The organism is Aeromicrobium sp. Leaf289, assembly GCF_001423335.1.
Lineage (GTDB): Bacteria > Actinomycetota > Actinomycetes > Propionibacteriales > Nocardioidaceae > Aeromicrobium.
The window spans coordinates 136,773-156,722 of the sequence record NZ_LMNK01000005.1 but is presented as its reverse complement, the minus strand read 5'-3'; the positions used below and the strand labels follow the sequence as shown (position 1 = coordinate 156,722).

Annotated in this window: 24 protein-coding genes; 12 read left to right on the top strand and 12 right to left on the bottom strand. The window is 72.9% G+C overall.

Annotated features, from left to right (window positions below):
• Positions 1-28 precede the first annotated feature (28 nt).
• The 8 genes from hppD to ASF37_RS15470 all read left to right on the top strand — a co-directional run bounded on the left by hppD (position 29) and on the right by ASF37_RS15470 (position 7,282).
• Complete coding sequence (hppD, locus tag ASF37_RS15505; protein WP_056581569.1) at positions 29-1,261, top strand: 4-hydroxyphenylpyruvate dioxygenase; 1,233 nt, start codon at positions 29-31, stop codon at positions 1,259-1,261.
• Positions 1,261-2,436, top strand: coding sequence for a homogentisate 1,2-dioxygenase (locus tag ASF37_RS15500; protein ID WP_055969513.1), 1,176 nt, complete (start codon positions 1,261-1,263; stop codon positions 2,434-2,436). The genes hppD and ASF37_RS15500 overlap by 1 nt, the downstream gene beginning before the upstream one ends.
• Before the next feature lie 20 nt (positions 2,437-2,456).
• The gene (locus tag ASF37_RS15495; protein WP_056581568.1) at positions 2,457-3,206 is read left to right on the top strand and encodes a hypothetical protein; all 750 of its coding nucleotides are present in this window, start codon (positions 2,457-2,459) and stop codon (positions 3,204-3,206) included.
• Positions 3,203-4,363, top strand: a complete 1,161-nt coding sequence (gene fahA / locus ASF37_RS15490) for a fumarylacetoacetase (RefSeq protein WP_056581567.1) — start codon at positions 3,203-3,205, stop codon at positions 4,361-4,363. The genes ASF37_RS15495 and fahA overlap by 4 nt, the downstream gene beginning before the upstream one ends.
• A 76-nt stretch (positions 4,364-4,439) precedes the next feature.
• Complete coding sequence (locus ASF37_RS15485) at positions 4,440-5,348, top strand: hypothetical protein (protein WP_056581565.1); 909 nt, start codon at positions 4,440-4,442, stop codon at positions 5,346-5,348.
• Entirely contained in the window at positions 5,345-6,055 is a 711-nt protein-coding gene (locus tag ASF37_RS15480) for a PIG-L deacetylase family protein (RefSeq protein WP_056581561.1), read from the top strand. Before ASF37_RS15485 ends, ASF37_RS15480 begins: the two co-directional genes overlap by 4 nt.
• Complete coding sequence (locus ASF37_RS15475; RefSeq protein ID WP_056581560.1) at positions 6,052-6,606, top strand: bifunctional 2-polyprenyl-6-hydroxyphenol methylase/3-demethylubiquinol 3-O-methyltransferase UbiG; 555 nt, start codon at positions 6,052-6,054, stop codon at positions 6,604-6,606. Before ASF37_RS15480 ends, ASF37_RS15475 begins: the two co-directional genes overlap by 4 nt.
• Positions 6,599-7,282 carry a glycosyltransferase family 2 protein gene (locus tag ASF37_RS15470; protein WP_056581557.1) on the top strand — a complete coding sequence of 228 codons (684 nt, stop codon included), beginning with the start codon at positions 6,599-6,601 and terminating at the stop codon, positions 7,280-7,282. The genes ASF37_RS15475 and ASF37_RS15470 overlap by 8 nt, the downstream gene beginning before the upstream one ends.
• 766 nt (positions 7,283-8,048) lie before the next feature.
• Here ASF37_RS15470 and ASF37_RS15465 read toward each other — a convergent pair.
• The 7 genes from ASF37_RS15465 to ASF37_RS15435 are packed head-to-tail and all read right to left on the bottom strand — an operon-like array spanning position 8,049 to position 11,042.
• The gene (locus ASF37_RS15465; protein ID WP_055969533.1) at positions 8,049-8,630 is read right to left on the bottom strand and encodes a hypothetical protein; all 582 of its coding nucleotides are present in this window, start codon (positions 8,628-8,630) and stop codon (positions 8,049-8,051) included.
• Positions 8,631-8,635: 5 nt separating this feature from the next.
• Positions 8,636-9,274, bottom strand: coding sequence for a DUF6286 domain-containing protein (locus tag ASF37_RS15460; protein ID WP_056581554.1), 639 nt, complete (start codon positions 9,272-9,274; stop codon positions 8,636-8,638).
• A gap of 32 nt (positions 9,275-9,306) precedes the next feature.
• Positions 9,307-9,693, bottom strand: a complete 387-nt coding sequence (locus ASF37_RS15455) for an Asp23/Gls24 family envelope stress response protein (protein ID WP_055969540.1) — start codon at positions 9,691-9,693, stop codon at positions 9,307-9,309.
• Positions 9,686-9,865, bottom strand: coding sequence for a hypothetical protein (locus ASF37_RS15450; RefSeq protein ID WP_055969542.1), 180 nt, complete (start codon positions 9,863-9,865; stop codon positions 9,686-9,688). Before ASF37_RS15450 ends, ASF37_RS15455 begins: the two co-directional genes overlap by 8 nt.
• A 54-nt stretch (positions 9,866-9,919) precedes the next feature.
• Positions 9,920-10,246, bottom strand: coding sequence for a hypothetical protein (locus tag ASF37_RS15445; RefSeq protein WP_056581552.1), 327 nt, complete (start codon positions 10,244-10,246; stop codon positions 9,920-9,922).
• Positions 10,243-10,599, bottom strand: coding sequence for a hypothetical protein (locus ASF37_RS15440; protein WP_200931247.1), 357 nt, complete (start codon positions 10,597-10,599; stop codon positions 10,243-10,245). The genes ASF37_RS15445 and ASF37_RS15440 overlap by 4 nt, the downstream gene beginning before the upstream one ends.
• Positions 10,596-11,042: an Asp23/Gls24 family envelope stress response protein gene (locus tag ASF37_RS15435; RefSeq protein WP_235492876.1), complete on the bottom strand. Its 447-nt coding sequence runs from the start codon at positions 11,040-11,042 to the stop codon at positions 10,596-10,598. Before ASF37_RS15435 ends, ASF37_RS15440 begins: the two co-directional genes overlap by 4 nt.
• A gap of 188 nt (positions 11,043-11,230) precedes the next feature.
• On the opposite strand from ASF37_RS15435, the gene ASF37_RS15430 reads away from it, so the two are divergent.
• Genes ASF37_RS15430 through ASF37_RS15420 form a run of 3 tightly spaced genes read left to right on the top strand, consistent with a single transcriptional unit; the run spans position 11,231 to position 12,779 of the window.
• On the top strand, positions 11,231-11,884 hold the full coding sequence (locus ASF37_RS15430; protein ID WP_235500013.1) for an RNA polymerase sigma factor: 654 nt from the start codon (positions 11,231-11,233) through the stop codon (positions 11,882-11,884).
• 5 nt (positions 11,885-11,889) lie between these two features.
• Positions 11,890-12,402: a hypothetical protein gene (locus ASF37_RS15425; protein WP_056573045.1), complete on the top strand. Its 513-nt coding sequence runs from the start codon at positions 11,890-11,892 to the stop codon at positions 12,400-12,402.
• Positions 12,399-12,779 (top strand): SRPBCC family protein, encoded by a 381-nt coding sequence (locus ASF37_RS15420; RefSeq protein WP_056581549.1) that lies wholly within the window; start codon positions 12,399-12,401, stop codon positions 12,777-12,779. The genes ASF37_RS15425 and ASF37_RS15420 overlap by 4 nt, the downstream gene beginning before the upstream one ends.
• Before the next feature lie 17 nt (positions 12,780-12,796).
• Here the strand turns inward: ASF37_RS15420 and ASF37_RS15415 are convergent, their stop codons facing one another.
• Positions 12,797-14,791, bottom strand: coding sequence for an NAD-binding protein (locus ASF37_RS15415; protein ID WP_056581548.1), 1,995 nt, complete (start codon positions 14,789-14,791; stop codon positions 12,797-12,799).
• An 87-nt stretch (positions 14,792-14,878) separates the two neighbouring features.
• Entirely contained in the window at positions 14,879-15,481 is a 603-nt protein-coding gene (locus ASF37_RS15410) for a flavodoxin family protein (protein ID WP_056581545.1), read from the bottom strand.
• Positions 15,482-15,657: 176 nt separating this feature from the next.
• On the opposite strand from ASF37_RS15410, the gene ASF37_RS15405 reads away from it, so the two are divergent.
• Positions 15,658-16,464 carry a DUF1295 domain-containing protein gene (locus ASF37_RS15405; protein WP_056581536.1) on the top strand — a complete coding sequence of 269 codons (807 nt, stop codon included), beginning with the start codon at positions 15,658-15,660 and terminating at the stop codon, positions 16,462-16,464.
• Here the strand turns inward: ASF37_RS15405 and ASF37_RS15400 are convergent, their stop codons facing one another.
• From ASF37_RS15400 to ASF37_RS15390, 3 genes are all read right to left on the bottom strand, one after another.
• Positions 16,465-17,952, bottom strand: a complete 1,488-nt coding sequence (locus ASF37_RS15400) for an Ig-like domain repeat protein (RefSeq protein WP_162239198.1) — start codon at positions 17,950-17,952, stop codon at positions 16,465-16,467.
• A 102-nt stretch (positions 17,953-18,054) separates the two neighbouring features.
• Positions 18,055-18,780: a hemolysin III family protein gene (locus ASF37_RS15395; protein ID WP_200931246.1), complete on the bottom strand. Its 726-nt coding sequence runs from the start codon at positions 18,778-18,780 to the stop codon at positions 18,055-18,057.
• 85 nt (positions 18,781-18,865) lie between these two features.
• Positions 18,866-19,924, bottom strand: a complete 1,059-nt coding sequence (locus ASF37_RS15390) for a hypothetical protein (protein ID WP_056581535.1) — start codon at positions 19,922-19,924, stop codon at positions 18,866-18,868.
• Positions 19,925-19,950 lie beyond the last annotated feature (26 nt).

Genomic DNA, 19,950 nt, shown 5'->3' with positions numbered 1-19,950 from the left:
CACACGAGAAGGCGGTGACCTGGACCACATGACGACGACTCCAGACACGATCCTCACCGACGCCGAGCGGCTCGCCGACCTCGACCTCGAGCAGCTGCGCAGGCTCGTCGGTCTCGTCGAGCACGACGACTCGGCCGACCCCTTCCCCGTCACCGGCTGGGACGCCCTGGTGTGGGCGGTCGGCAACGCCACCCAGGCCGCCGCCTACTACGAGAACGTCTACGGGATGCAGGTCGTGGCCTACTCCGGCCCCGAGACCGGCAACCGCGACCACCACGCGTACGTGCTGCAGAGCGGCGCGGTGCGGTTCGTGCTGAAGGGCGCGGTCGACCCCGACTCGACGGTCGCCGACCACCACCGCCGTCACGGCGACGGCGTCGTCGACATCGCGCTCGAGGTGCCCGACGTGGACCGCTGCATCGAGCACGCCCGCGCCCAGGGTGCGACGGTGCTGGAGGAGCCCCACGACGTGAGCGACGAGCACGGCACCGTGCGGGTCGCGGCCATCGCGACCTACGGCGACACCCGGCACTCGCTCGTGGACCGCAGCCGGTACGCCGGCCCCTACCTCCCCGGCTTCATCGAGCGCCGCACCACCGTGCACCGCGACCCGGCGGGGGTGCCGGGCCGTGGGCGGCAGAGTGGCCTCGTCTTCCAGGCACTGGACCACGTGGTCGGCAACGTCGAGCTGGGCCACATGGACGAGTGGGTCGACTTCTACGGCCGCGTCATGGGCTTCACCAACATGGCCGAGTTCATCGGCGACGACATCGCCACCGACTACTCCGCCCTCATGAGCAAGGTGGTGGCCAGCGGCAACCACCGGGTCAAGTTCCCGCTCAACGAGCCGGCGATCGCGAAGAAGAAGTCGCAGATCGACGAGTACCTCGAGTTCTACCGCGGTCCCGGCGCCCAGCACCTCGCCCTGGCCACCGAGGACATCCTGGCGACGGTCGACCACCTGCGTGAGCGCGGCGTGCAGTTCCTCGCCACGCCCGAGAGCTACTACACCGACCCGGCGCTGCGGGCCCGGATCGGTGAGGTGCGCGTGCCGATCGAGGAGCTGCAGAGCCGCGGCATCCTCGTGGACCGCGACGAGGACGGCTACCTGCTGCAGATCTTCACCAAGCCGATCGGCGACCGGCCGACGGTGTTCTTCGAGCTGATCGAGCGGCACGGGTCCCTCGGCTTCGGCAAGGGGAACTTCCAGGCGCTGTTCGAGGCCATCGAGCGTGAGCAGGCCAAGCGCGGGAACTTCTGATGGCGCACTACCGTCGCGCCGGATCGATCCCGCCCAAGCGGCACACCCAGCACCGCTCCCCCGACGGGACGCTGTACCGCGAGGAGCTGATGGGCGAGGAGGGGTTCAGCTCGGACTCCTCGCTGCTCTACCACGTGGGCGTGCCGTCGGCGGTGCTCGAGGCGCGACGGTGGGAGCTGCCGGACCAGACCACGACGCCGAACGAGCCGCTGCTCCCGCGGCACCTGCGCCTGCACGACCTGTTCGACGAGGGCGGTACCGACGTCGTCCAGGGACGACGACTCGTGCTCGGGAACGCCGACGTGCGGATCTCCTACGTCGTGGCGGACGCGACGTCGCCGCTGTACCGCAACGCCACGGGCGACGAGATCGTGTTCGTCGAGGCCGGCACGGGCGTGCTCGAGACCGTGCTCGGCCACCTCACCTACGGCCCCGGCGACTACCTGGTGGTCCCCCGCGCCACCACCCATCGCTACGTGGTCGAGACCACGACCCGCGCCTACTGCATCGAGGCGAACGGCCACGTGGCCCCGCCCAAGCGCTACCTGTCGCGCTACGGCCAGCTGCTCGAGCACGCGCCCTACTGCGAGCGTGACCTGCGCGGACCCGGCGAGCCCGAGGTGCGTGAGGAGGGACCGGTCGAGGTGTTCATCAAGCACCGCGGCTCCGGCCCGGGCGGCCTGGCGGGCACGGTGCACGTGGTCCCGGACCACCCGTTCGACGTCGTCGGCTGGGACGGCTGCCTCTACCCCTACGCGCTGAGCGTGCACGACTTCGAGCCGATCACGGGGCGCATCCACCAGCCGCCGCCGGTGCACCAGGTGTTCGAGGGCAGCAACTTCGTGGTCTGCAACTTCGTGCCGCGCAAGGTCGACTACCACCCGCTCGCGATCCCGGTGCCGTACTTCCACGCCAACGTCGACAGCGACGAGATCATGTTCTACGTCGACGGCGACTACGAGGCGCGCAAGGGCTCCGGCATCGCCAAGGGCTCGGTCACGGTCCACCCGGGCGGCCACTCGCACGGCCCCCAGCCGGCGGCCATCGAGGCGAGCCTGGGCGCCGAGTCCTTCGACGAGCTCGCGGTCATGGTCGACACGTTCCGTCCGTTGGAGCTGGGCGAGGGCGGTCGGGCCGTCGACGACGGCGTCTACCACCGCTCGTGGTCGCAGTGAGTGGTCCCCGCGACGTACTCGTGGGACCGTTCGACGCGTTCCTCGACGACGCGGCCGTGTTCCCGCCCGGGGACCTCCCGCTCGACGAGGCAGTCGCCGCGCACCTGGCACGGCACGGGCACCACGTCGCCGCGCTGGTCGGTCCACTCGTGCTCCCGGCCTCCGCGCTCCCCCGCGCGGCCGAGCTCGCCCGTGGCGCCACCCTCCGCGTGGCCGTGGTGGCCGACGCCCCGTTCGACGTCCCGGCCGGGCTCGACGTGGCGGCGGTGGAGACGCGCGACCCGGCGTCGGTGACCGTGCCCGCCGGCGCCTGCCTCGTGGTCGAGACGGACGCGGACCGCGTGCTCGACGTCCCGGCCGGCGCCCTCGTGAAGCTGCGCACCGGTGGCCCCGACGCCCACGCGTTTCCGACGCCCGAGCGGCTGGGACGTGCACTCTCGTCGCTCGTGCGCGCAGAGCGACCCTTCAAGCTCACCGCCGGCCTGCATCGCGCCGTCCGCTCGACCGACCCCGACGACGGCCTCGTGCACCACGGGTTCGCCAACGTGCTGCTGGCGGTCGACACCCTGCTGTCGGGCTCCGGCGACGATGCCGCGGTGGCGGTGCTCCGTCGCGAGGACGAGCGCGTCGGCCCCGACCTGGCCGCGCTCGGCGAGGACCGTGTCCGGCAGGCACGTCGCCTCTTCACCTCGTTCGGCACGTGCTCGGTCGACGACCCCGCAGCCGACCTGGCCCACCTCGGCCTGCTTCCCGGAAGGATGACCGCATGAGCGATCCCGTCGACTGGGGCACCACGACGCTGCCGTGGTGCTCCTTCAGCACGGCCGGAGCGGCGCCGCACGTGGGAGTCGGCGTGGGCACGCACGTGCTCGACGTCGCCGCGGCGCTACCGGACCTGGCCGAGGAGCTGGCCGACGGCACGATCGACGGCGTCCTGTCCTACCCGTCCGAACGTCGCGCCGAGGTGCGCGACCGACTGCTGGAGCTCGTCGCGTCCGGCGCCGAGGAGCACCTGGTGCCCCAGGCCGCCGTCACGCTGCACCTGCCGTGGACGGTCCGCGACTACGTGGACTTCTACGCCTCGGAGCACCACGCGTCGAACCTCGGTCGCCTGTTCCGGCCCGACTCCGAGCCACTCACCCCGAACTGGAAGCACCTGCCCATCGGGTACCACGGCCGAGCCGGCACGGTGGTGGTCTCCGGCACCGACGTGGTGCGCCCCAGCGGCCAGCGCCGCGCGCCGGACGGCGAGATCGTCTTCGGACCCTCGACCCGGCTCGACATCGAGGCCGAGGTGGGGTTCGTCGTCGGCGGCCCGTCGGTGCGCGGCCCGCTCACCCTGGCCGAGGCCGAGGACCGCCTGTTCGGCATCTGCCTGGTCAACGACTGGTCCGCACGCGACCTGCAGGCCTGGGAGTACGTGCCGCTCGGACCGTTCCTCGGCAAGTCGTTCGCCACCTCGGTCTCCCCGTGGGTGGTGCCGATGGAGGCCCTGGCCGGGGCCCGCGTGGCTCCGCCGGCCCGCGACGTCGCCCTGTTGCCGTACCTCGACGACGACGACGCACCGGCCGGAGGCCTCGATCTTGCGCTCGAGGTGCGCCTCGACGGCGAGGTGGTCTCCCGCCCGCCGTACGCGGCGATGTACTGGACTCCCGCGCAGATGCTCGCCCACCAGTGCGCCAACGGCGCGTCGGTGCGGCCGGGCGACCTGTTCGCGTCGGGGACGGTCAGCGGCCCGGCCCGCGAGGAGCGCGGCGCCCTGATCGAGCTCACCTGGAACGGCACCGAGCCGATCGTGCTCCCCGACGGGACCACCCGCAGCTTCCTGGAGGACGGCGACACCGTGACGATCACCGCCACCGCTCCCGGTGCCGACGGATCGAGGATCGCACTCGGTGCCGTGACGGGGCGGATCGCCGGATCCTGAGATCTCGGCGTTTCGGACGGCTCGCAACGGGTACGCAGCACGGGCGGCCCTGCGGTCGCCCGGACGAGGGAGCTGCATGGGACTGACGGCAGAGCTGCTGCGTGAACGCACGCGCACCCCCCTTCCCCTTCCCGGCAGCGGTGCCACGCATGACCGGCTCGACGCACTCGTCGCCCTCGGGCACGAGGACCTGTCGCTCGCGAAGCTGGCCGAGCCGCACCACGACGCCGTGGCGATCGGCGCCGAGCTGGACCACCCCATCGACACCGACGGGGTGTGGGCCGTCTGGGCGGCGGCACCGCCGTTCGCGGTCGTCCGTGCGACGCGGACCGGGGACCGGTGGCACCTCGACGGCACGAAGGCCTTCTGCTCGGGAGCGGACCTGGTGACCCACGCGCTCGTGACCGCCGAGGACGACGGCCACGACCGGTTGTTCGCCGTGGACCTCGACCAGCCGGGGGTCGCGGTCGACGAGCAGGCTCCGACGTGGGTGGGGCCGGGCATGGCCGACGCCCGCACGGTCACGCTGCGTCTCGACGCCGTGGACGCGGTGGACGTCGGGGCGCCCGGTGCCTACGTGCAGCGGCCCGGGTTCTGGCACGGCGCGATCGGCATCGCCGCCGTGTGGACCGGCGGCGCCCGGGCCGTCGCGGACGTGCTCGAGAGATCAGCCCGGCTGGACGAGCACGGGCTGGCGCACCGCGGCGCCGTCCGCGCGGCGCTGCACACCGCCGGCGCCCTGCTGGACGACGCGGCCCGCAGGATCGACACCGAGCCCGACACCGAGGTGGAGGCACTCGCGCTCGCGGTGCGCGCTGGGGTGGCCGACGCGGTCGACACCGTCCTGCACCACGTCGGACGCGCCACCGGGCCGGGGCCGCTGGCGTTCGACGCCGAGCACGCCCGACGGGTGGCCGACCTGCAGGTCTTCGTGCGGCAGCACCACGCGGAGCGTGACCTCGCCCGGCTCGGAGGACTCCCATGAGGCAGCACCCGGCGGCGCCCTGGTCCGAGGTCCTGCGCGGCGCGAGCCTGCCCCGGGCCGCCGCGCCGTCCGGCCAGGTGGTGGTGCTCTCGGCCCATCCCGACGACGAGGTGCTGGGGGTGGGGGCGTGGCTCGCCGGACGTGCCGGGCACCCGGTGCGGTTCGTCGTGGCGACGGACGGCGAGCGCTCGCACCCCGACAGCCCGACCCTCACGCCCGGCCAGCTGCGCACCGTGCGCCGGGCCGAGCTCGCCGAGGCGCTCGCCGTCCTCGGGCACGAGCGGCCGGACGTGACCCACCTCGGCCTGCGCGACGCGGCCCTGCCCCAGGACGAGGCACCGCTGCGCGACCGCCTGACGACCCTGCTCGCGGACGCGGCGCTCGTCGTCGCGCCGTTCGAGGACGACGGCCACGCCGACCACGACGTGGTCGGCCGTGTGGCCCGGGAGGTCGCGCCCGCGGGAGCCACCCTCTGGCGCTACCCCGTGTGGCGATGGACGGTGACCACCCCGTCCGCGCAGGCCTCGTGGCTGCGCGGGGCGGCCCTGCTCCCCTACGGCGCTGCGGCGCACGCCCGCAAGGCGACGGCGCTGCGCTGCTTCCGCAGCCAGCTGCAGCCGCTCTCGCCGCATCCCGCCGACGCGCCCGTGGTGACCGAGGCGCTGCTGGCCCACGCCCTGCACGCGCCCGAGGTGGTCCTCACGTGACCGACCCGGCGTACTTCGAGCACCTGTACCGCACCGACCCGGACCCGTGGCTCCTCGACAGCGCCCCGTACGAGGAGCGCAAGCGGGAGCTGACCCTGGCGAGCCTGCCCCGCCCGCAGTACAGGCGCGCCTTCGAGCCCGCGTGCGCAGCCGGGCAGATCACCCAGCTGCTGGTCCGACGCTGCGACGAGGTGGTGGCCATGGACCTCGTGGACCTCGCGCTCGAGCGGCTCGGGCAGCGCGCGTTGGACCGCGTCGACGCCCGCCGCGGGTCCATCCCGCAGGACTGGCCGGAGGGCGCCTTCGACCTGGTGGTGCTGTCGGAGGTGCTGTACTTCCTGTCCCCCGCGGACCGGGCGCTGACCGCGCGGAGGACCGTCGAGAGCCTGACCGACGACGGCCAGGTGCTGGCCGTGCACTGGCGCCACGACTTCGACGAGGCGGCGTCGCGCCCCGACGACGCGCACGCCGACCTGCACTCCGCCGGCCTGCGCGGCGTCGTGACGCACGAGGAGCGCGACTTCCGGCTCGAGGTGCTGGAACGTGCCTGAGGTCGATCGCATCGGCGTCGTGGTGCCGGCCCGCGACGAGGCCGACCACGTCGAGGCGTGCCTTGCGGCCCTGGCCGAGGCGGCCCGGCGCGTGACCGTCCCGGTCGAGGTGGTCGTGGTCGTGAACGCCACCGTCGACGCCACCGCCGCGATCGCGCGGCGACACGGTGCACGCGTGCTGGAGCGGTCCGAGCCCGGGGTCGGCGCCGCCCGCGCGGCAGGTGTGGCCACCTTGCTGGAGGGCCACGACCCGACCCGCACCTGGATCGCGACGACCGACGCCGACTCGCGCGTCCCCCCGGCCTGGCTGGAGCACCACCTCCATCTCGCCGCGGCGGGTGCCGATGCGGTGGTCGGCACCATCGTGCTCCCGCCCGATGCGACCCCGGGACACGCAGCGTGGTGGCGCCACTACCAGCGGGGCGTCGACGGCGGGAGCCACCGACACGTGCACGGCGCCAACCTCGGGGTGCACGCCTCCGCCTACCGCTCCGTGGGTGGGTTCGCGACCCTCCCCGTGCACGAGGACGCCGACCTGGTCCACCGCGTGGTGGCGGCGGGCCACCGAGTCGTGTGGACGACGGAACACTCCGTGGTCACTTCGCCACGCCTGGTCGGGCGCGCACCGTCGGGCGTCGCGGCCGACCTGCGCGCCTGGTCGGCGCCGGCGGGCTGAGCTCGACCGGTACGGGGTTACTGGCTGTTCCCTGCTGGTGCGTCAGTCGGGTGGGACCTTCACTGCTACTGCGCCGCTCGGGTGGGTCGTCGCCCGCTGCGGCGTCCCTGTGGTGGGCCTCGGTCCTGCTGGGTCTGCGGGGCGCGGCCGAGCTCTCGCTCGATGCTGCGTCGCTGTGGCTACGAGGCGGGTCGGTCTCCGAAAGGGCCTCGACCGGAACGGTGGGTCTCGACTGGCTGGGTCTGCGGGGCGCGGCCACGATTCTTCATCTGTGCGGGATCCACGCAGGATCCTTCCTTCGCGTGGACCGTGCCTCACGAAGGAAGAAGCGTGGCGACGACATGGCGCCCTGAAGGGCAGGGATTCTCCTTCTGCGTGGAACGGTCCACGAGAAGGGAGAATCCCTGCCCACCCGCCGCGCGAGTCGCCCCGGCGGACGCAAGATTCTGCGTTCGCGTGCAGAAACCCGAACGATGCTGCGTTCACGACGGGATCCGAACACGAACGCAGCATCCTTCGCCCCCTCACGCACGAACGCAGAATCCTGCGTCCCCCCGAGCTACGCTCCGAGTGCCCGACCGAGCGCAGACCCGTCCGCCGGTCGAGGCCCTTTCGGAGAACAGGTTCACTCGTAGCCACAGCGACGCAGCCGCAGGTCGACGCCCACCCGAGCGACGCAGCAGCAAGCGAAGGCCCAGCCGAAGCCGCGCAGCCGCACGCAGAGACCCGCTCACGCCGACGGAGCCGACTGGCCAGCTTCTCCCGCTCAGTGCACGCGCGAGAGCGCGCGACCTCGCGCCGCGACCCGCAGCCGGACGGCGGCGCGCAGGTCCTCACGACCCAGGACGTCGTTGAGCTGGGCCGAGACCTCGTCGGCGCGCCGGGCCAGGTGGGCCAGGTCCGCCTCAGGCTCGATGGTCGCGTCGACGCGGGCCACGAGCTGGCCGCGGTCCTTCACGACCGTGCCACGAGCCGACCGAACACCGTCGGTGGTGGCGTAGGCGTCGGCAGCGGCGCCGAGCGCCTTGCCGGCGAGGGCCTCGTTGCGGCCGTCGGGGCCGCTCCCGCTGAGGCGCAGTCGCGAGACCGTGTTGCGGCGCAGGTGGGCAAGGATCCAGCGCAGGCCGACGAGCGCCACGACGACGCCGCCGACGGCGACCGCCCAGGCCACCCAGGAGGTGCCGAGGGCGTCCGACGCTGCGGAGGTGCTGCTCGTGTCGGGCAGCGTGGTGCCCGAGATCGAGCGTCCGGACCACCACCACAGGCCCGCCAGGCCGCCGGCGAGCAGCAGCAGCGAGAGCACGAGGGTTGCGATGCGGTCGAGCAGGAGGACGGTACGACTGATCATGGGACTCAGCTCTTCTCGTGACGGATGGTGACGTCGACGCGGGGCGACGGGTCGACGGCGGCGCAGACCTTCTCGACCTGCTCGCGGACGGTGGACTCGAGTGCGGCGTCGCGGTCGGTGGTGGCCACGGACCGGGCGACGACCTTGACCTTGCGACGGCCGACCGAGACGTCGGCGTCGGTGACGCCGTCCGTGCCGTCGATGGCGGCCTCCACGACGCGGACGAGGTCCTTGCGACGCAGGTGAACGCCGCTGTCGGCCATGAGCGCGAGGGTGCGTCGCGGCCGGGGCTTCAGGGCGATCGGCAGCAGCAGCACGCCGACCACCAGCGCCACGATCGCGGCGGCGAGCACGGCGGGCGAGTCGCCGGCGACCCCGTCGGCGGCCTGCACGACGGTGTCGAGCCACGAGTCGCCCGAGACCGCACCGAGCTGCACGAGCAGGTGCTGGACCGCGACGACGCCGAGCGCCACGAGGGCGAGGGCGAGCAGCTGCGCCACGAGGGGCGTGGCGCCGGTCCCGGCCGGGGACTTCGCCGCCGGCAGGGGTGCAGCGTGCTGCGTGGTCGCGTGCCGGGCCGTGGTGGCGGCGCGGTCGCCGCCGGCGCGGTCGCTGGTCGCGGGACTGGTGGTCTCGGAAGACATGGGAGGTCCTTCTACGGGGGGATGGGGTGGGATCAGAGGACGCGGCGGGCGGGCTCGTCGAGGTGCACCACGTCGGCCACGGTCACGTCGACCCGGCTGACGGTGACGCCGACGAGGGTGTCGACCCGCTCGGTCACGTGCTCACGGACCCGGTCGGCGAGGGGCGCCAGCGGCGTGGGCCAGACGGCGGCCACCTCGACCTTGATGCGCGACGTCTCGCCGGCCACGACGGCGTCGGCGTGCGGCAGGCCCTTGCGGACCAGCTTCGTCCAGCCCTTGCGGGTGTCGACGACGGCCTCGATCTCCGAGGCCGCGATCGACGCCACGCGACTGACGACGCCGTCGGCGATCGTGGTGCGGCCGCGCTCGGCCGGTGCGGGCAGGTCGTCGCGCCCGACGGGCGCCTGCACGTCAGCCACGGTCCCGGCGTCCGAGGATGCCGGACAGGTCGACCTCGCCGTCGACGTGGCCGCCGACGAGGTAGCCCGCCGTTCCGAGCACGAGGGCGAACAGGAAGCCGGCGAAGCCGCCCGCGGCGGCAGCGATGGCGAGCAGGAGGCCGGCGATGAGGCCGACGGTGGAGGTGGTCATGTCAGGTACTCCTTCGTGGGGCCCGCCGAGGCGGGCGATGGGGGGAGGTAGGGGTCAGATGTCGAAGTAGCGGCGGCGTCGGGGGGTGGGCACCCGGGCCGAGACGGCACCGGAGACCTGCCGCAGCGCGCGCCGCACGGTCGTCCAAGGCCGGTGCATCGACTCGGGGAGGAAGTCCGGGACGGCCCGCAACGCGTCCTCGCGGACGCCGAAGCGGTGGTCGAGCGCGGCGAGCCGGGCCTGGAGGACCTCGGGGTCTCCCCCGACGTCCGGGTGGTGGCGGCGCACCAGGGCGCGGCGCTCGCGGCGCCACTGCTCGCGCAGCGAGGAGTCGACCGGCCCCTGGTACGGCCTCTCCTGCGCCCCGGCGCCGCCGCTCACGGTTCGGTCGTCCGTGCGGGGACGACGTCCTCGACGACGACCTGCACCGGTGTCCCGACGACTGGGGTCACGGCCGAGCGGACGGCGTCGGCCAGCTCGCGCAGGGGCGAGCCCATGGCGGCCACCACGTGCACCTCGGTGAGGTCGTCGCGGATGCGGATGCCGGTCACCCGGCGGCCCGGGAGGTACGTGCCGACCTCGCCGAAGGACCCGGCGTGCAGGTCCGCGACACCGGGCACCGCGAGGGCAGCCTCGGCCGCCCGCTCCGCCGGGGTGGACGCTCCGTCGTTCGTGGAGGCGTCCTCCCCGACGCGCGCGGCGTCGGCGTGACCGGTCGGGTCGGGGGCGCTCACTGGACCCGCGGCTCGCTGCTGGTGCTGTCGTCGGCGGACTCGTCGGCCTCGATGTGGATGTCCTGCACCTCGATGTTGACCTCGACGACGCTCAGGCCGACCATGCGCTCGACGGCGTTGATGACGTTCGTGCGGATGCCCTTGGCCAGGTCGGCGATGGAGACGCCGTACTCGGCGACGAGCTGGATGTCGATCGCGGCCTCCTTCTCGCCCACCTCGACGGAGATGCCCTGCGAGTGGTTGGTGGAGGAGCCGGGGATCCGCTCGCGGAGCGCGCCGACGGCGCGGGCGGTGCCGCCACCGAGCGCGTACACGCCGGTGACCTCACGGGTCGCGATGCCGGCGATCTTGGAGACGACCGTGTCGGCGATGGTCGTACGGCCCTGCGTGCTCTCGAGCTCGCTGGAGGTCGTGGTGGTCTTGGCGATGGCCTTCTCGCTCACGTCATCATTCCTGTTCTGGAGTTCGTCGTTGATCGGACACAGGTGAGACGGGGTGACTCCGCCGATCGTCACGCCTCTGTGAGGCACGTCACCCGGGACGCGACGTTTCGGCGGGCGGGACCCGCGGGCCGGTGCCACCATCGACGAGGCGACACCACCGTCGCCACGTCGAGACGCAGGAGCCAGCGGTGCACGGAAGCCAGGCGTCGACGTCGGGACCGTCCGGTCCCGACGCTCCCGACGGCTCCGCCGGGTCCGGCGGGAGCGACCTGGAGGCCGTCACCGACAACGCCCTCGCCCGCCGTGCGGGGCTGGGCGACCGGGCGGCCTTCGAGGAGCTGTTCGACCGACTTTTCCCGGGCACCTTGCGCTATGCCACGCGTCTGCTCGACGGCGACGAGCGGGCCGCCGAGGACGCGGTGCAGGAGGCGTGGGTCAAGGCCTGGCGCGCCCTGCCCGACTTCCAGGGTCGCTCGAAGGTGCAGACGTGGCTGTTCACGATCGTCCAGCGCGAGGCCTACGAGCGTCGGCGCCGGACCCGGCCTCTCGCGGTGGACGACCAGATCCTCGAGCCCCTCGCCCGCGGCGGGGACGCGGCGCTGGGGGCGGCGCGGCGCACCGACCCCGAGGGCGAGGCGATGCTGCACGAGCTGTGGGAGACGTTGACGCTCGCTCTCGGTGAACTACCGTGGACGCAGCGGGCGGCGTGGACCCTGCGCGAGATCGAAGGATTCTCGTACGCGGAGATCGCGCACGTGCTCGACACGACCCCGACCGTGGTGCGCGGACAGCTGCACCGCGCTCGACGCACCCTGGCGATCCGGATGGAGCAGTGGCGATGAGCGGGATGGAGGCAGTACCCGACGGCATCGACCTCGCCCAGGGCGAGGCCGCCCTGGCCCTCGCCGCGGCCCAGCTGCGCACCCTCCCACCACCGACGCGGGTCGTGGCGGTCGCCGATCGCGTGCTCGAGCGGGCGCTGGCCGCACCCCGCCGCGCCGTCCTGGTGGACACCGTCCACGACGACCTGCGCGTCTCGTCGGTCGCGATCGTCGCCCTGCTGCGCGAAGCCCTCGACACGGGCCTGACCGACGCCGCCGTGCGCCGAGTGACGCTCGACATCGGCCCGGACGCCGTGCTCGCGGGCGTCCGCGTCGAGCTCGTCGTCCGCTACCTCTCGTCGGTCCCCGACATCGCGGACCGGGCCACGGCGCTGACCCGGGCCACGCTGACGGACGTGCTCGGCGACGGTCCAGCGCCCGGTGCGGCCGACCTCGTGCCGCACGTGCACGTGGGCGACGTGACCCTCGGCGACCCGCGCCTCGTCGACCCCCTCGACGAGGGGCTCGACCCCGCGTGAGGCAGCTGACCGTCCACCGCCACGTCGACGTCGCTCCCGACGCGGTGTGGTCCTTGCTCGTCGACCTCGACGCCTGGCCGCGCTGGGGCCCGTCGGTGCGTCGCGCCGCGCTGGACGACGGTGGCGAGCTGGGTCTCGGTGCCCGGGGGCACGTGTGGACGGCGGTCGGCGTGCGCCTCCCGTTCGAGGTCACCTCGTTCGACCCCGGTCGTTCCTGGGCCTGGCGGGTCGCCGGCGTCCCGGCCACCACCCACGCCGTGCGACCCGACGGCGACGGGTGCCGCGCGAGCATGGGCGCTCCGCTGTGGGCGCCGGCCTACCTCCCCGTGCTGGCTGCCGCGCTCGTGCGCATCGACCACCTGGCCCGTCCGGCCTGAGGGCGGACCCCGGGCCGTCAGTCGTCCGCGAGCACGACCACGCGGTCGTCGGCGGCGACCGGGAACGCCGTGGACTTGGCCGGGTTGACGTGCACCCCGTACCCGGCGGCGGGATCGTGGGCGTCGGCGGCCACGCGGTACCCGAGGGCGGTCTCACCCCGGCGGGCCGCCGCCTCCACGAGCGTCGCGTAGCCCACCGGCTCCCCCGGCGTGACGTACGCGCCGACCGGCCGCAGGTAGATCTCCGCACCGTCGGCGTCGAGCAGGTCGGCGAAGACGGCCTCCAGGCGCCGGTCCTCCGAGAGCTGGGTGAGGATGAGGCTCAGGATCTCGTCGCTCACGATCACGTCGTCGACATCGGCCACCTGGGCCAGGGCCCGGTTCCGGTCGTCGAGCATCTCGCTGACGACGGACGGCCGGTCCGCGACGGGCACGTCGGCGAGCAGGTCGCGCAGGTGCAGCAGGGTCACGAGCGTGCGGGCGTCGGCCCGCTGGACGGGCAGGTCGTCGGAGTAGCAGAGCACGACGACCTGGTGGTACGACGCCACGTCGAGGGCAGCGAGGGTGCCGCGGTCGGAGGTGCGGCCGTGGCTCACCATCACGGCGAGGTTGGAGACCTCGGGCACGTCGGGGCTGCCCAGGTCGCACACGACGTCGAGGCTCGACCCGGGCTGGGCGTACTGGTCGAGCTCGCGGACCACCACGGCAGCACGCTCGTTCCAGCCCAGCACCAGGATCCGGCTCGCCGCCTCGGGTGCGACGGGATCGGTCACGATGCGTGCGGTCTCGACCTCGGTCGTCGTCCGGTGCAGACCGGCGAGCACGGAGTCGTCCTCGGCCACCACCACGAGCTCGCGGTCCCCGACCGGCTCGTCCTGGCCGGGGTTGAGCCGGACCGATCCGTCGGGCGAGGCCAGTCCGATGACCGACACCGTCTCGTAGGCGCGCACGGCGTCGCGGTACGTCGCCCCCGCCAGGGAGGGATCGCGGTGGAGGTAGATCTCGTCGCCGTCGAAGTCGAACAGCTCGGTGTACACCGCCGCAGCACCCGACTGGCGCGACGTCTGCACGATGAGGCGGGCGACCGTCTCGCGCTTGTCGACGACCACGGCCCGTTCCCCCGCCACCAGCCGTGCCGCCTCCAGGTTCTGCGGGTCCTGGATCTCCGCCACCACGTGCGGGCCGTCGCCGCCGTGCGTCAGGGCGAGCAGCGTCTTGACCACCTCGCTGTCGGGGTCGTCGGTCTCCGGTGACAGGACGATCACCGAGCGCGCGGCCGTGTGGTGGGTGAGCGCGAGGTCGCCCAGGTCGAGCGGTGAGCCCGTGCGGCACACCACACGTGTCCCCCGCAGGTCGGGCACCTTCTCCCGGATGGACTCCTCCATCTCGACCTTGTCGCGCTCGGCCAGCACGACGACAGCGGGCCTCCGGCGGCTCTCGTTGGCCACCGACAGCTCCCGCACGATGGCGAAGACCGCGTCGGACCAGCCGAGGACCACGGTGTGGTCGGTCTCGACGACCAGCGACCGGCCGCGGCGCAGCTGGGCGAGTCGGTCGTCGATGCCCGTGGCGATCACACCGATGAGCGCGCTCACCACGAACAGCCCGGCGACGGTGAGCAGCAGCATCGTGACGATGAACGGCCAGCTGCCGGAGTCACCGGCGACCGTCCCGGGGTCGAGCGCGTGGAAGAACGAGGCGAGCAGCTGCCCCACGAACCCGCCCTTGGCGTTCTCGGTGCCCGGCTGCATGCCGGTGACGGTCACGACGATCGAGAAGACGACGATCAGCAGCACCGTCACGACGGCGAGCCAGCCCACCAGCGCCGAGGTGCCGCGGGCCATCGTCCCGTCGAACCAGTAGCGCAGACGCGCGCGGCGCGAGACCGAGGTGGAGCGTCCCCGGCCGCGGTGCCGATCTCGCGGCACCACGCCGTCCGCCCCGTCACCGGTCGTCCTGGTGCTCATCGCCTTGGCGGTGCGCTGACGCATCTGCTGCCCGGTGCGGCCCATGGGTCCTCCTGCTCGTCACGACCCCCTGGGCATGGTGGCGGATCAGGACCGACCGCGTGGGCGTTTTCGGGCAGATCGGGCCCTTGGTCAGGCGGGGTACGGCTCGGCCGTGAGCACCCTCGCCAGGTGGGCGCCGTTGGCCGCCGCCGTCCTCAACGTCTGCAGCGGTGCCTCGGGCGTCTCGTCGAGGTCGTTGTAGTCCACGGTGTGCATCGCCTCGCCGTTCCAGTAGGTGCCGCCCTGGGCCGGGATCGTGCAGCCCACGTCGTCGAGGGCCTGGTAGAGGTCGGCCGTGATCTTGTGCGCGCCGTCCTCGTTGCCGACGACGCCGACGAGCGCGACCGTGCCGTAGAGGATCGGGTTGCCGTCCTCCCGCGTCTCGGACAGCTCGGCGTCCAGCCGCTCGAGGACCCGGTTTGCGACGCTCGACATCTGGCCCACCCACGTCGGCGTGACGACCACGAGGACGTCGGCGTCGAGCACCTGCCGCCGGATGGTGGGCCACTGGTCACCGTCACCCATGTCGGTCTCGACACCGGGTCGGACGTCGTGGTCCACGACGCGGACCATGCTCCCGGTCACGTCGTGCTCGGCGAGGGCGTCGAGGAACTGCTGCGCCATCAGCGCGCTGCTCGAGGGCGCGTCGCCGGGCTTGAGCGTGCAGTTGAGGGCCAGGGCGGTGAGGGTCATCGGTGGTTCTCCCGTCGGGGTTCGATCGCGACGCGGTCGTGTCGACGACGTCGCCGGAGGCGTACCCCGCTGGTCGGACGCCATGCGCGTCGCCGGAGGTGCGGTCGGGCAGGCGGCACCGCAGCATGGAGGCAGGGGGCCTCGACCGGACGTGCGCCTCGCACCGAGGAGGAACCGTGGACCGACAGAACCTCGCACGCGTGGCGGGCGCGTCCGCCGTCGTCACGACGCTGGTGCAGGCGGGCACCGCGGCCGTCGCCCTGCCCCGGGGACGTCGCGACTACGCCGACGGTGCATGGGGGCCGGGCCTCGCGGCCATCGCGCTCACGAGTGCCGTGGTCGGGAACGGCGACCGACGTCGGCGCTGGGCCCTGGCCGCCGCCACCACCGCGTGGGCGGTGCGGCTCGAGTCGCTCATGCTGCCGCGGCTGGTCGGCGGCGACGAGGAGGACCCCCGCTACACCGAGTTCCTCGAGGGCGACTCCACCGCGACGGCCGGGCTCAAGGTGTTCGTGACGCAGGGGCTGGCGCAGCTGGTCGTCTCGGCGCCGCTGCAGGTGGCCGCGGCGAGCACCCTCCCCCGGACCTCGCGCCGGTACCTCCTGCCGGTCGGCCTCGCCGTCATGGCGATCGGGACGGTCGTCGAGGCGCTCGCTGACCGGCAGAAGGACGCGTTCAAGCAGCGCGACGACGACGAGAAGCCCGACGTGCTCGACACCGGGCTGTGGGGCGTCTCGCGCCACCCCAACTACCTGGGCGACTCCGTGACGTGGGACGGCGCGTGGCTCGCCGCGGCCGCGTCGGCGCCCGCAGGGTGGACCTGGCCCGCACCGGTCGCCATGTCCTACTTCCTCATGTACGCGACGGGCGCCAAGCGCACGGAGCAGCGCATGGAGGACCGCCCCGGCTACCGCGACTACCAGGACCGGGTGCCGTTCTTCTTCCCCGACCCGCGACGGCTGCTCGCCCGCCTGCGCGGGTGACTACCGGACGACGACCTCGCGCGTCCGGCTCGCCGGCACGACCAGGCTGTTGCCCGAGTACTCCAGCGTGTACCGGTGCGTGCCGGGCTCACGACCACTGACCGTCAGCGAGCCGACCCCGTTCGTCAACGACGCGATCGTGCCGATCTTCACGTCGTCCTCCAGCACGGCGACACTGCCGGACGGACGCGACGTCCCGACCACCACCACCTTCGCGGTCAGCTTCACCTTCCCGCCACCCAGCACCGTCGTGGTGTTCGACATCGACGGAGCGCGCTTGACCACCACGGACTCGGTCCGCTCCGCCTGGGTCCGGTAGCCCGTCCGCGAGGCCTTGACGACGAGGAAGACCTTCTTGCCCCAGTCCGCCGAACGGAGGAGGTAGGTGGACCCACGCTGACCGGAGATGGCGGACCCGTTCCGGTACCACTGATGGCTCCACGTCAGGCCGGACGGCTTCCAGTAGCCGAGGTCACGACCGATCCGATCGCCCACCACCGGGTACCGAGCTGCAGCCAGCGTCGGCCGCCGCACGACCTCGATGGTCCCGATCAGCACCGCCTTGGTGGCCACAGACGTGGCGGTCGCGATCGCCTCTCCCCCACGGACAGCCGTGACCTTAACGGTGAGCTTCTTGCCGAGCGTGCCGGGGCTGGGCGTGTAGGTGGCCTGCTTGCCGGCATCGATCGCGACGCCGTTCATGTACCACTGGTACCTCAGCGAGACGCCCTCGTCGGACTCCCAACCGTCCAGCGACGCCTCCAGCGGTCGGCCCACCTGCGGGTTCGCGCTGCTGATGGTCGGACGAGGAACGGTGGTGGGCGGTCCGTCGAGATCGATGGTGCCGACGTCGTAGGACGAGTCGGAGGAGACCTTCACCTCGAAGCGGGCTGCGTCGGGCTGGTCCACGAGGGTCCCGTTGCGCAGTCCCACCCGGTAGCTTCCCGAGGGCACGTTCGACGTCGCGCCCAGCGTGAACCGCGGTGACGACGCGGTGAGGGTCTGCTGGTCGATGGCGTTGCCCTGCGCGTCGTAGAGCGTGGCCACCAGACCGTTGATCCGCGAGGGACTCTCGCTCGTGACGGTCCCCTGGACGAAGCCACCACCCCAGAGCGGCAGGTCGACGTCGCTCGCCGTGCCATCGGCCGCGACGGTGACCGCCGTCGCCTGGTCGACGCGGTCGGCGTCCTTCCAGTAGGAGTCCAGGACCTTGAAGGCCGGGTCGCTCCCGTGCAGCGTGACGAGGTAGTCGCCCGCCGGGACGTCCAACGTGTATCGCCCGAACTCGTCGGTCGTCGCCGTGTCGACGACCTCCGCACCGCCCGCGAACGACTTCGCCGTCACCCTCGCCTGCGGCGTCGGCACACCGCCGCCCTCGGTGACACGACCCGTGATGGTGCCGGTGGCGACGTCGCCCTCCGCGCGCACCGGCGCTGCGGTGGACGGACCGGCCAGCAGCGCCAGCCCCGTGAACGTCGCGACCGTCACGGCCACAAGTGATCGGACCTGCATCATGCTCCCCCCTCGGGCGCAGGCACGGCGCCCACGTCTGGGGCGATCCTACAAGTTCCAGGCGTCGCCGTCAGCGTCTCAGCGCAGGGAGTAGGTGACCACCGAGACGGCCGTGTACTGCGCGACGAAGGCCAGGACCGTGCACAGGTGGAAGACCTCGTGGAAGCCGAACGTCTCCGGCACCGGGTTCGGTCGCTTGGTCGCGTAGACCACGCCACCCACCGTGTAGACGAGCCCGCCGAAGGCGATGAGGCTGATGGCCGTCACGTTGACGCCGGTGCTGAAGCGCGAGGCTCCGTCCACGAACGTGGGCAGGAACGGCACGATGATCCACCCGAGCGCGATGTAGAGGGCCGTGAACACCCACCGCGGGGCCTCCGTGAACAGGATCCGCAGCACCGAGCTCACGACCGCGACGGACCAGACGACGCCGAGCAGCCACGCCCGCGCCCCGCCCTCCAGGTAGAGGATCGCGAAGGGCGTGTAGGTCCCGGCGATCAGCACGTAGATGTTGGCGTGGTCGAAGCGACGCCAGAACGCCCAGATGCCGACCTCCCAGGTGCCCCGGTGGTAGATCGAGGAGACCGTGAACAGCAGCAGGGCGCTCGCGACGTAGATCGCGGACCCCCACCGGGTCTCGGTGGTCGGCGACAGCACGATCAGCACCACGCCCGCCGCCAGCAGGAGGGGCACGAACCCCGCGTGCATCCACCCGCGCAAGGAGGGCTTGAGCTCGGCCAGCTTGTCGGCCATGCCTCGCGTGCGCCGGTCCACGGGAAGTGCGTCGTCGTCGGTGCTGCTCACGGAAGCTCCTCCTGGTCGAGACAGCGCGACACGTCGTCACGCACCGTGGACAGCGACGGTGGGACCACCGTAGGCCACCAGCGCGTCAGGGCTGGTCGGCGCTGGAGCAGGCGCTGTCCGTCGTCACCGTCAGGATCCCGTCGCTGACGTCGACCTGCAGCGAGGCGAGCGTCTCCGCATCGAGGTAGCGCAGTCCGGTCACGGCATCGCCTTCCTGCTCGACGTCGCGCTCGACCAGGCCGGCCCGACGGGCCGCCTCGGCGACGTCCTGCCGGTCGTCCTGGGTGTAGCGCTCGCGGGGCGCGTCGTTGGTCCAGGTGAGGATCCGTTGGTAGCTGCCGTCGGCGCAGTCCCGGATGGTCGGGTCCTGCGAGCTCCAGTCGTCGTCCTCGCCCAGGAGCCGCTGCACGTCGGCCTGCAGCCGGTTCTGCCGACCATCCGCCTCGCGCGACAGATCGGGCCGGACCGACGGCGTGACGGTGGCGACCGGCTCGTACTCCTCGTCGTCGTCGCGCTCGGCGGTGACGGCGGTGACGACCACGCCCACGGCGATGACGACGGCGACGGTCGCGGCGACGAACGCGACCGCGAACCGGTTGGGGTGCCGCGTGCTGAAGGGCAGCAGGCCGGGGAACTCGCGCTCGACCGTCGCGGCGTCGAGCGGCTCGGACGCCGAGGCGTGGTTCGGGAGGTGCCTGATGATCGCCTCGAGGTCGTCCTCCGACCACATCTCGACGTTGAGGCGGAAGGGCCGCCCCGTCCCGTCGACGACGAGGTACGGGACCTCGAACCCGTGCTGGTAGGTCAGCACGAGCAGGCTGCCGCGCAGGTGCTCGTCCACCGCCAGGACCCGCGTCCGCCCGTAGCTGCGGAACGTGACGTGCGTCCGCGAGACGGTGACCGTGTGCTGCGACGGGAGCGTCAGCCGCCAGACCACCACCCCGAGGAGCGTGACGGCGGCGGTGACGCCGACCACCCACAGACCCGCCTCCAGGCCGATGCCCCTCAGGCCGACGAGGCCCACCGGGAGGACCACGGCGACGGCCGCGAGGGAGCTGCGCCGACGTGCCTTCGTCGTCGGGGCGCGGTGCCCCCGGTCCGGCGCGTACCGGATGCTCCCGTCGGGGAGGGTCGTGCGGCTCATCCTCGTCCTCTTCCGCTGCTTCCAGA

Coding starts and splice junctions, on each gene's coding strand:
- fahA (WP_056581567.1), top strand. CDS start 3,203: ATGAGCGATCCCGTCGACTGGGGCACCACGACGCTGCCGTGGTGCTCC.
- ASF37_RS15390 (WP_056581535.1), bottom strand. CDS start 19,924: ATGAGCCGCACGACCCTCCCCGACGGGAGCATCCGGTACGCGCCGGAC.
- hppD (WP_056581569.1), top strand. CDS start 29: ATGACGACGACTCCAGACACGATCCTCACCGACGCCGAGCGGCTCGCC.
- ASF37_RS15450 (WP_055969542.1), bottom strand. CDS start 9,865: ATGACCACCTCCACCGTCGGCCTCATCGCCGGCCTCCTGCTCGCCATC.
- ASF37_RS15465 (WP_055969533.1), bottom strand. CDS start 8,630: ATGATCAGTCGTACCGTCCTCCTGCTCGACCGCATCGCAACCCTCGTG.
- ASF37_RS15415 (WP_056581548.1), bottom strand. CDS start 14,791: ATGGGCCGCACCGGGCAGCAGATGCGTCAGCGCACCGCCAAGGCGATG.
- ASF37_RS15425 (WP_056573045.1), top strand. CDS start 11,890: ATGGAGGCAGTACCCGACGGCATCGACCTCGCCCAGGGCGAGGCCGCC.
- ASF37_RS15485 (WP_056581565.1), top strand. CDS start 4,440: ATGGGACTGACGGCAGAGCTGCTGCGTGAACGCACGCGCACCCCCCTT.
- ASF37_RS15410 (WP_056581545.1), bottom strand. CDS start 15,481: ATGACCCTCACCGCCCTGGCCCTCAACTGCACGCTCAAGCCCGGCGAC.
- ASF37_RS15500 (WP_055969513.1), top strand. CDS start 1,261: ATGGCGCACTACCGTCGCGCCGGATCGATCCCGCCCAAGCGGCACACC.
- ASF37_RS15480 (WP_056581561.1), top strand. CDS start 5,345: ATGAGGCAGCACCCGGCGGCGCCCTGGTCCGAGGTCCTGCGCGGCGCG.
- ASF37_RS15460 (WP_056581554.1), bottom strand. CDS start 9,274: ATGTCTTCCGAGACCACCAGTCCCGCGACCAGCGACCGCGCCGGCGGC.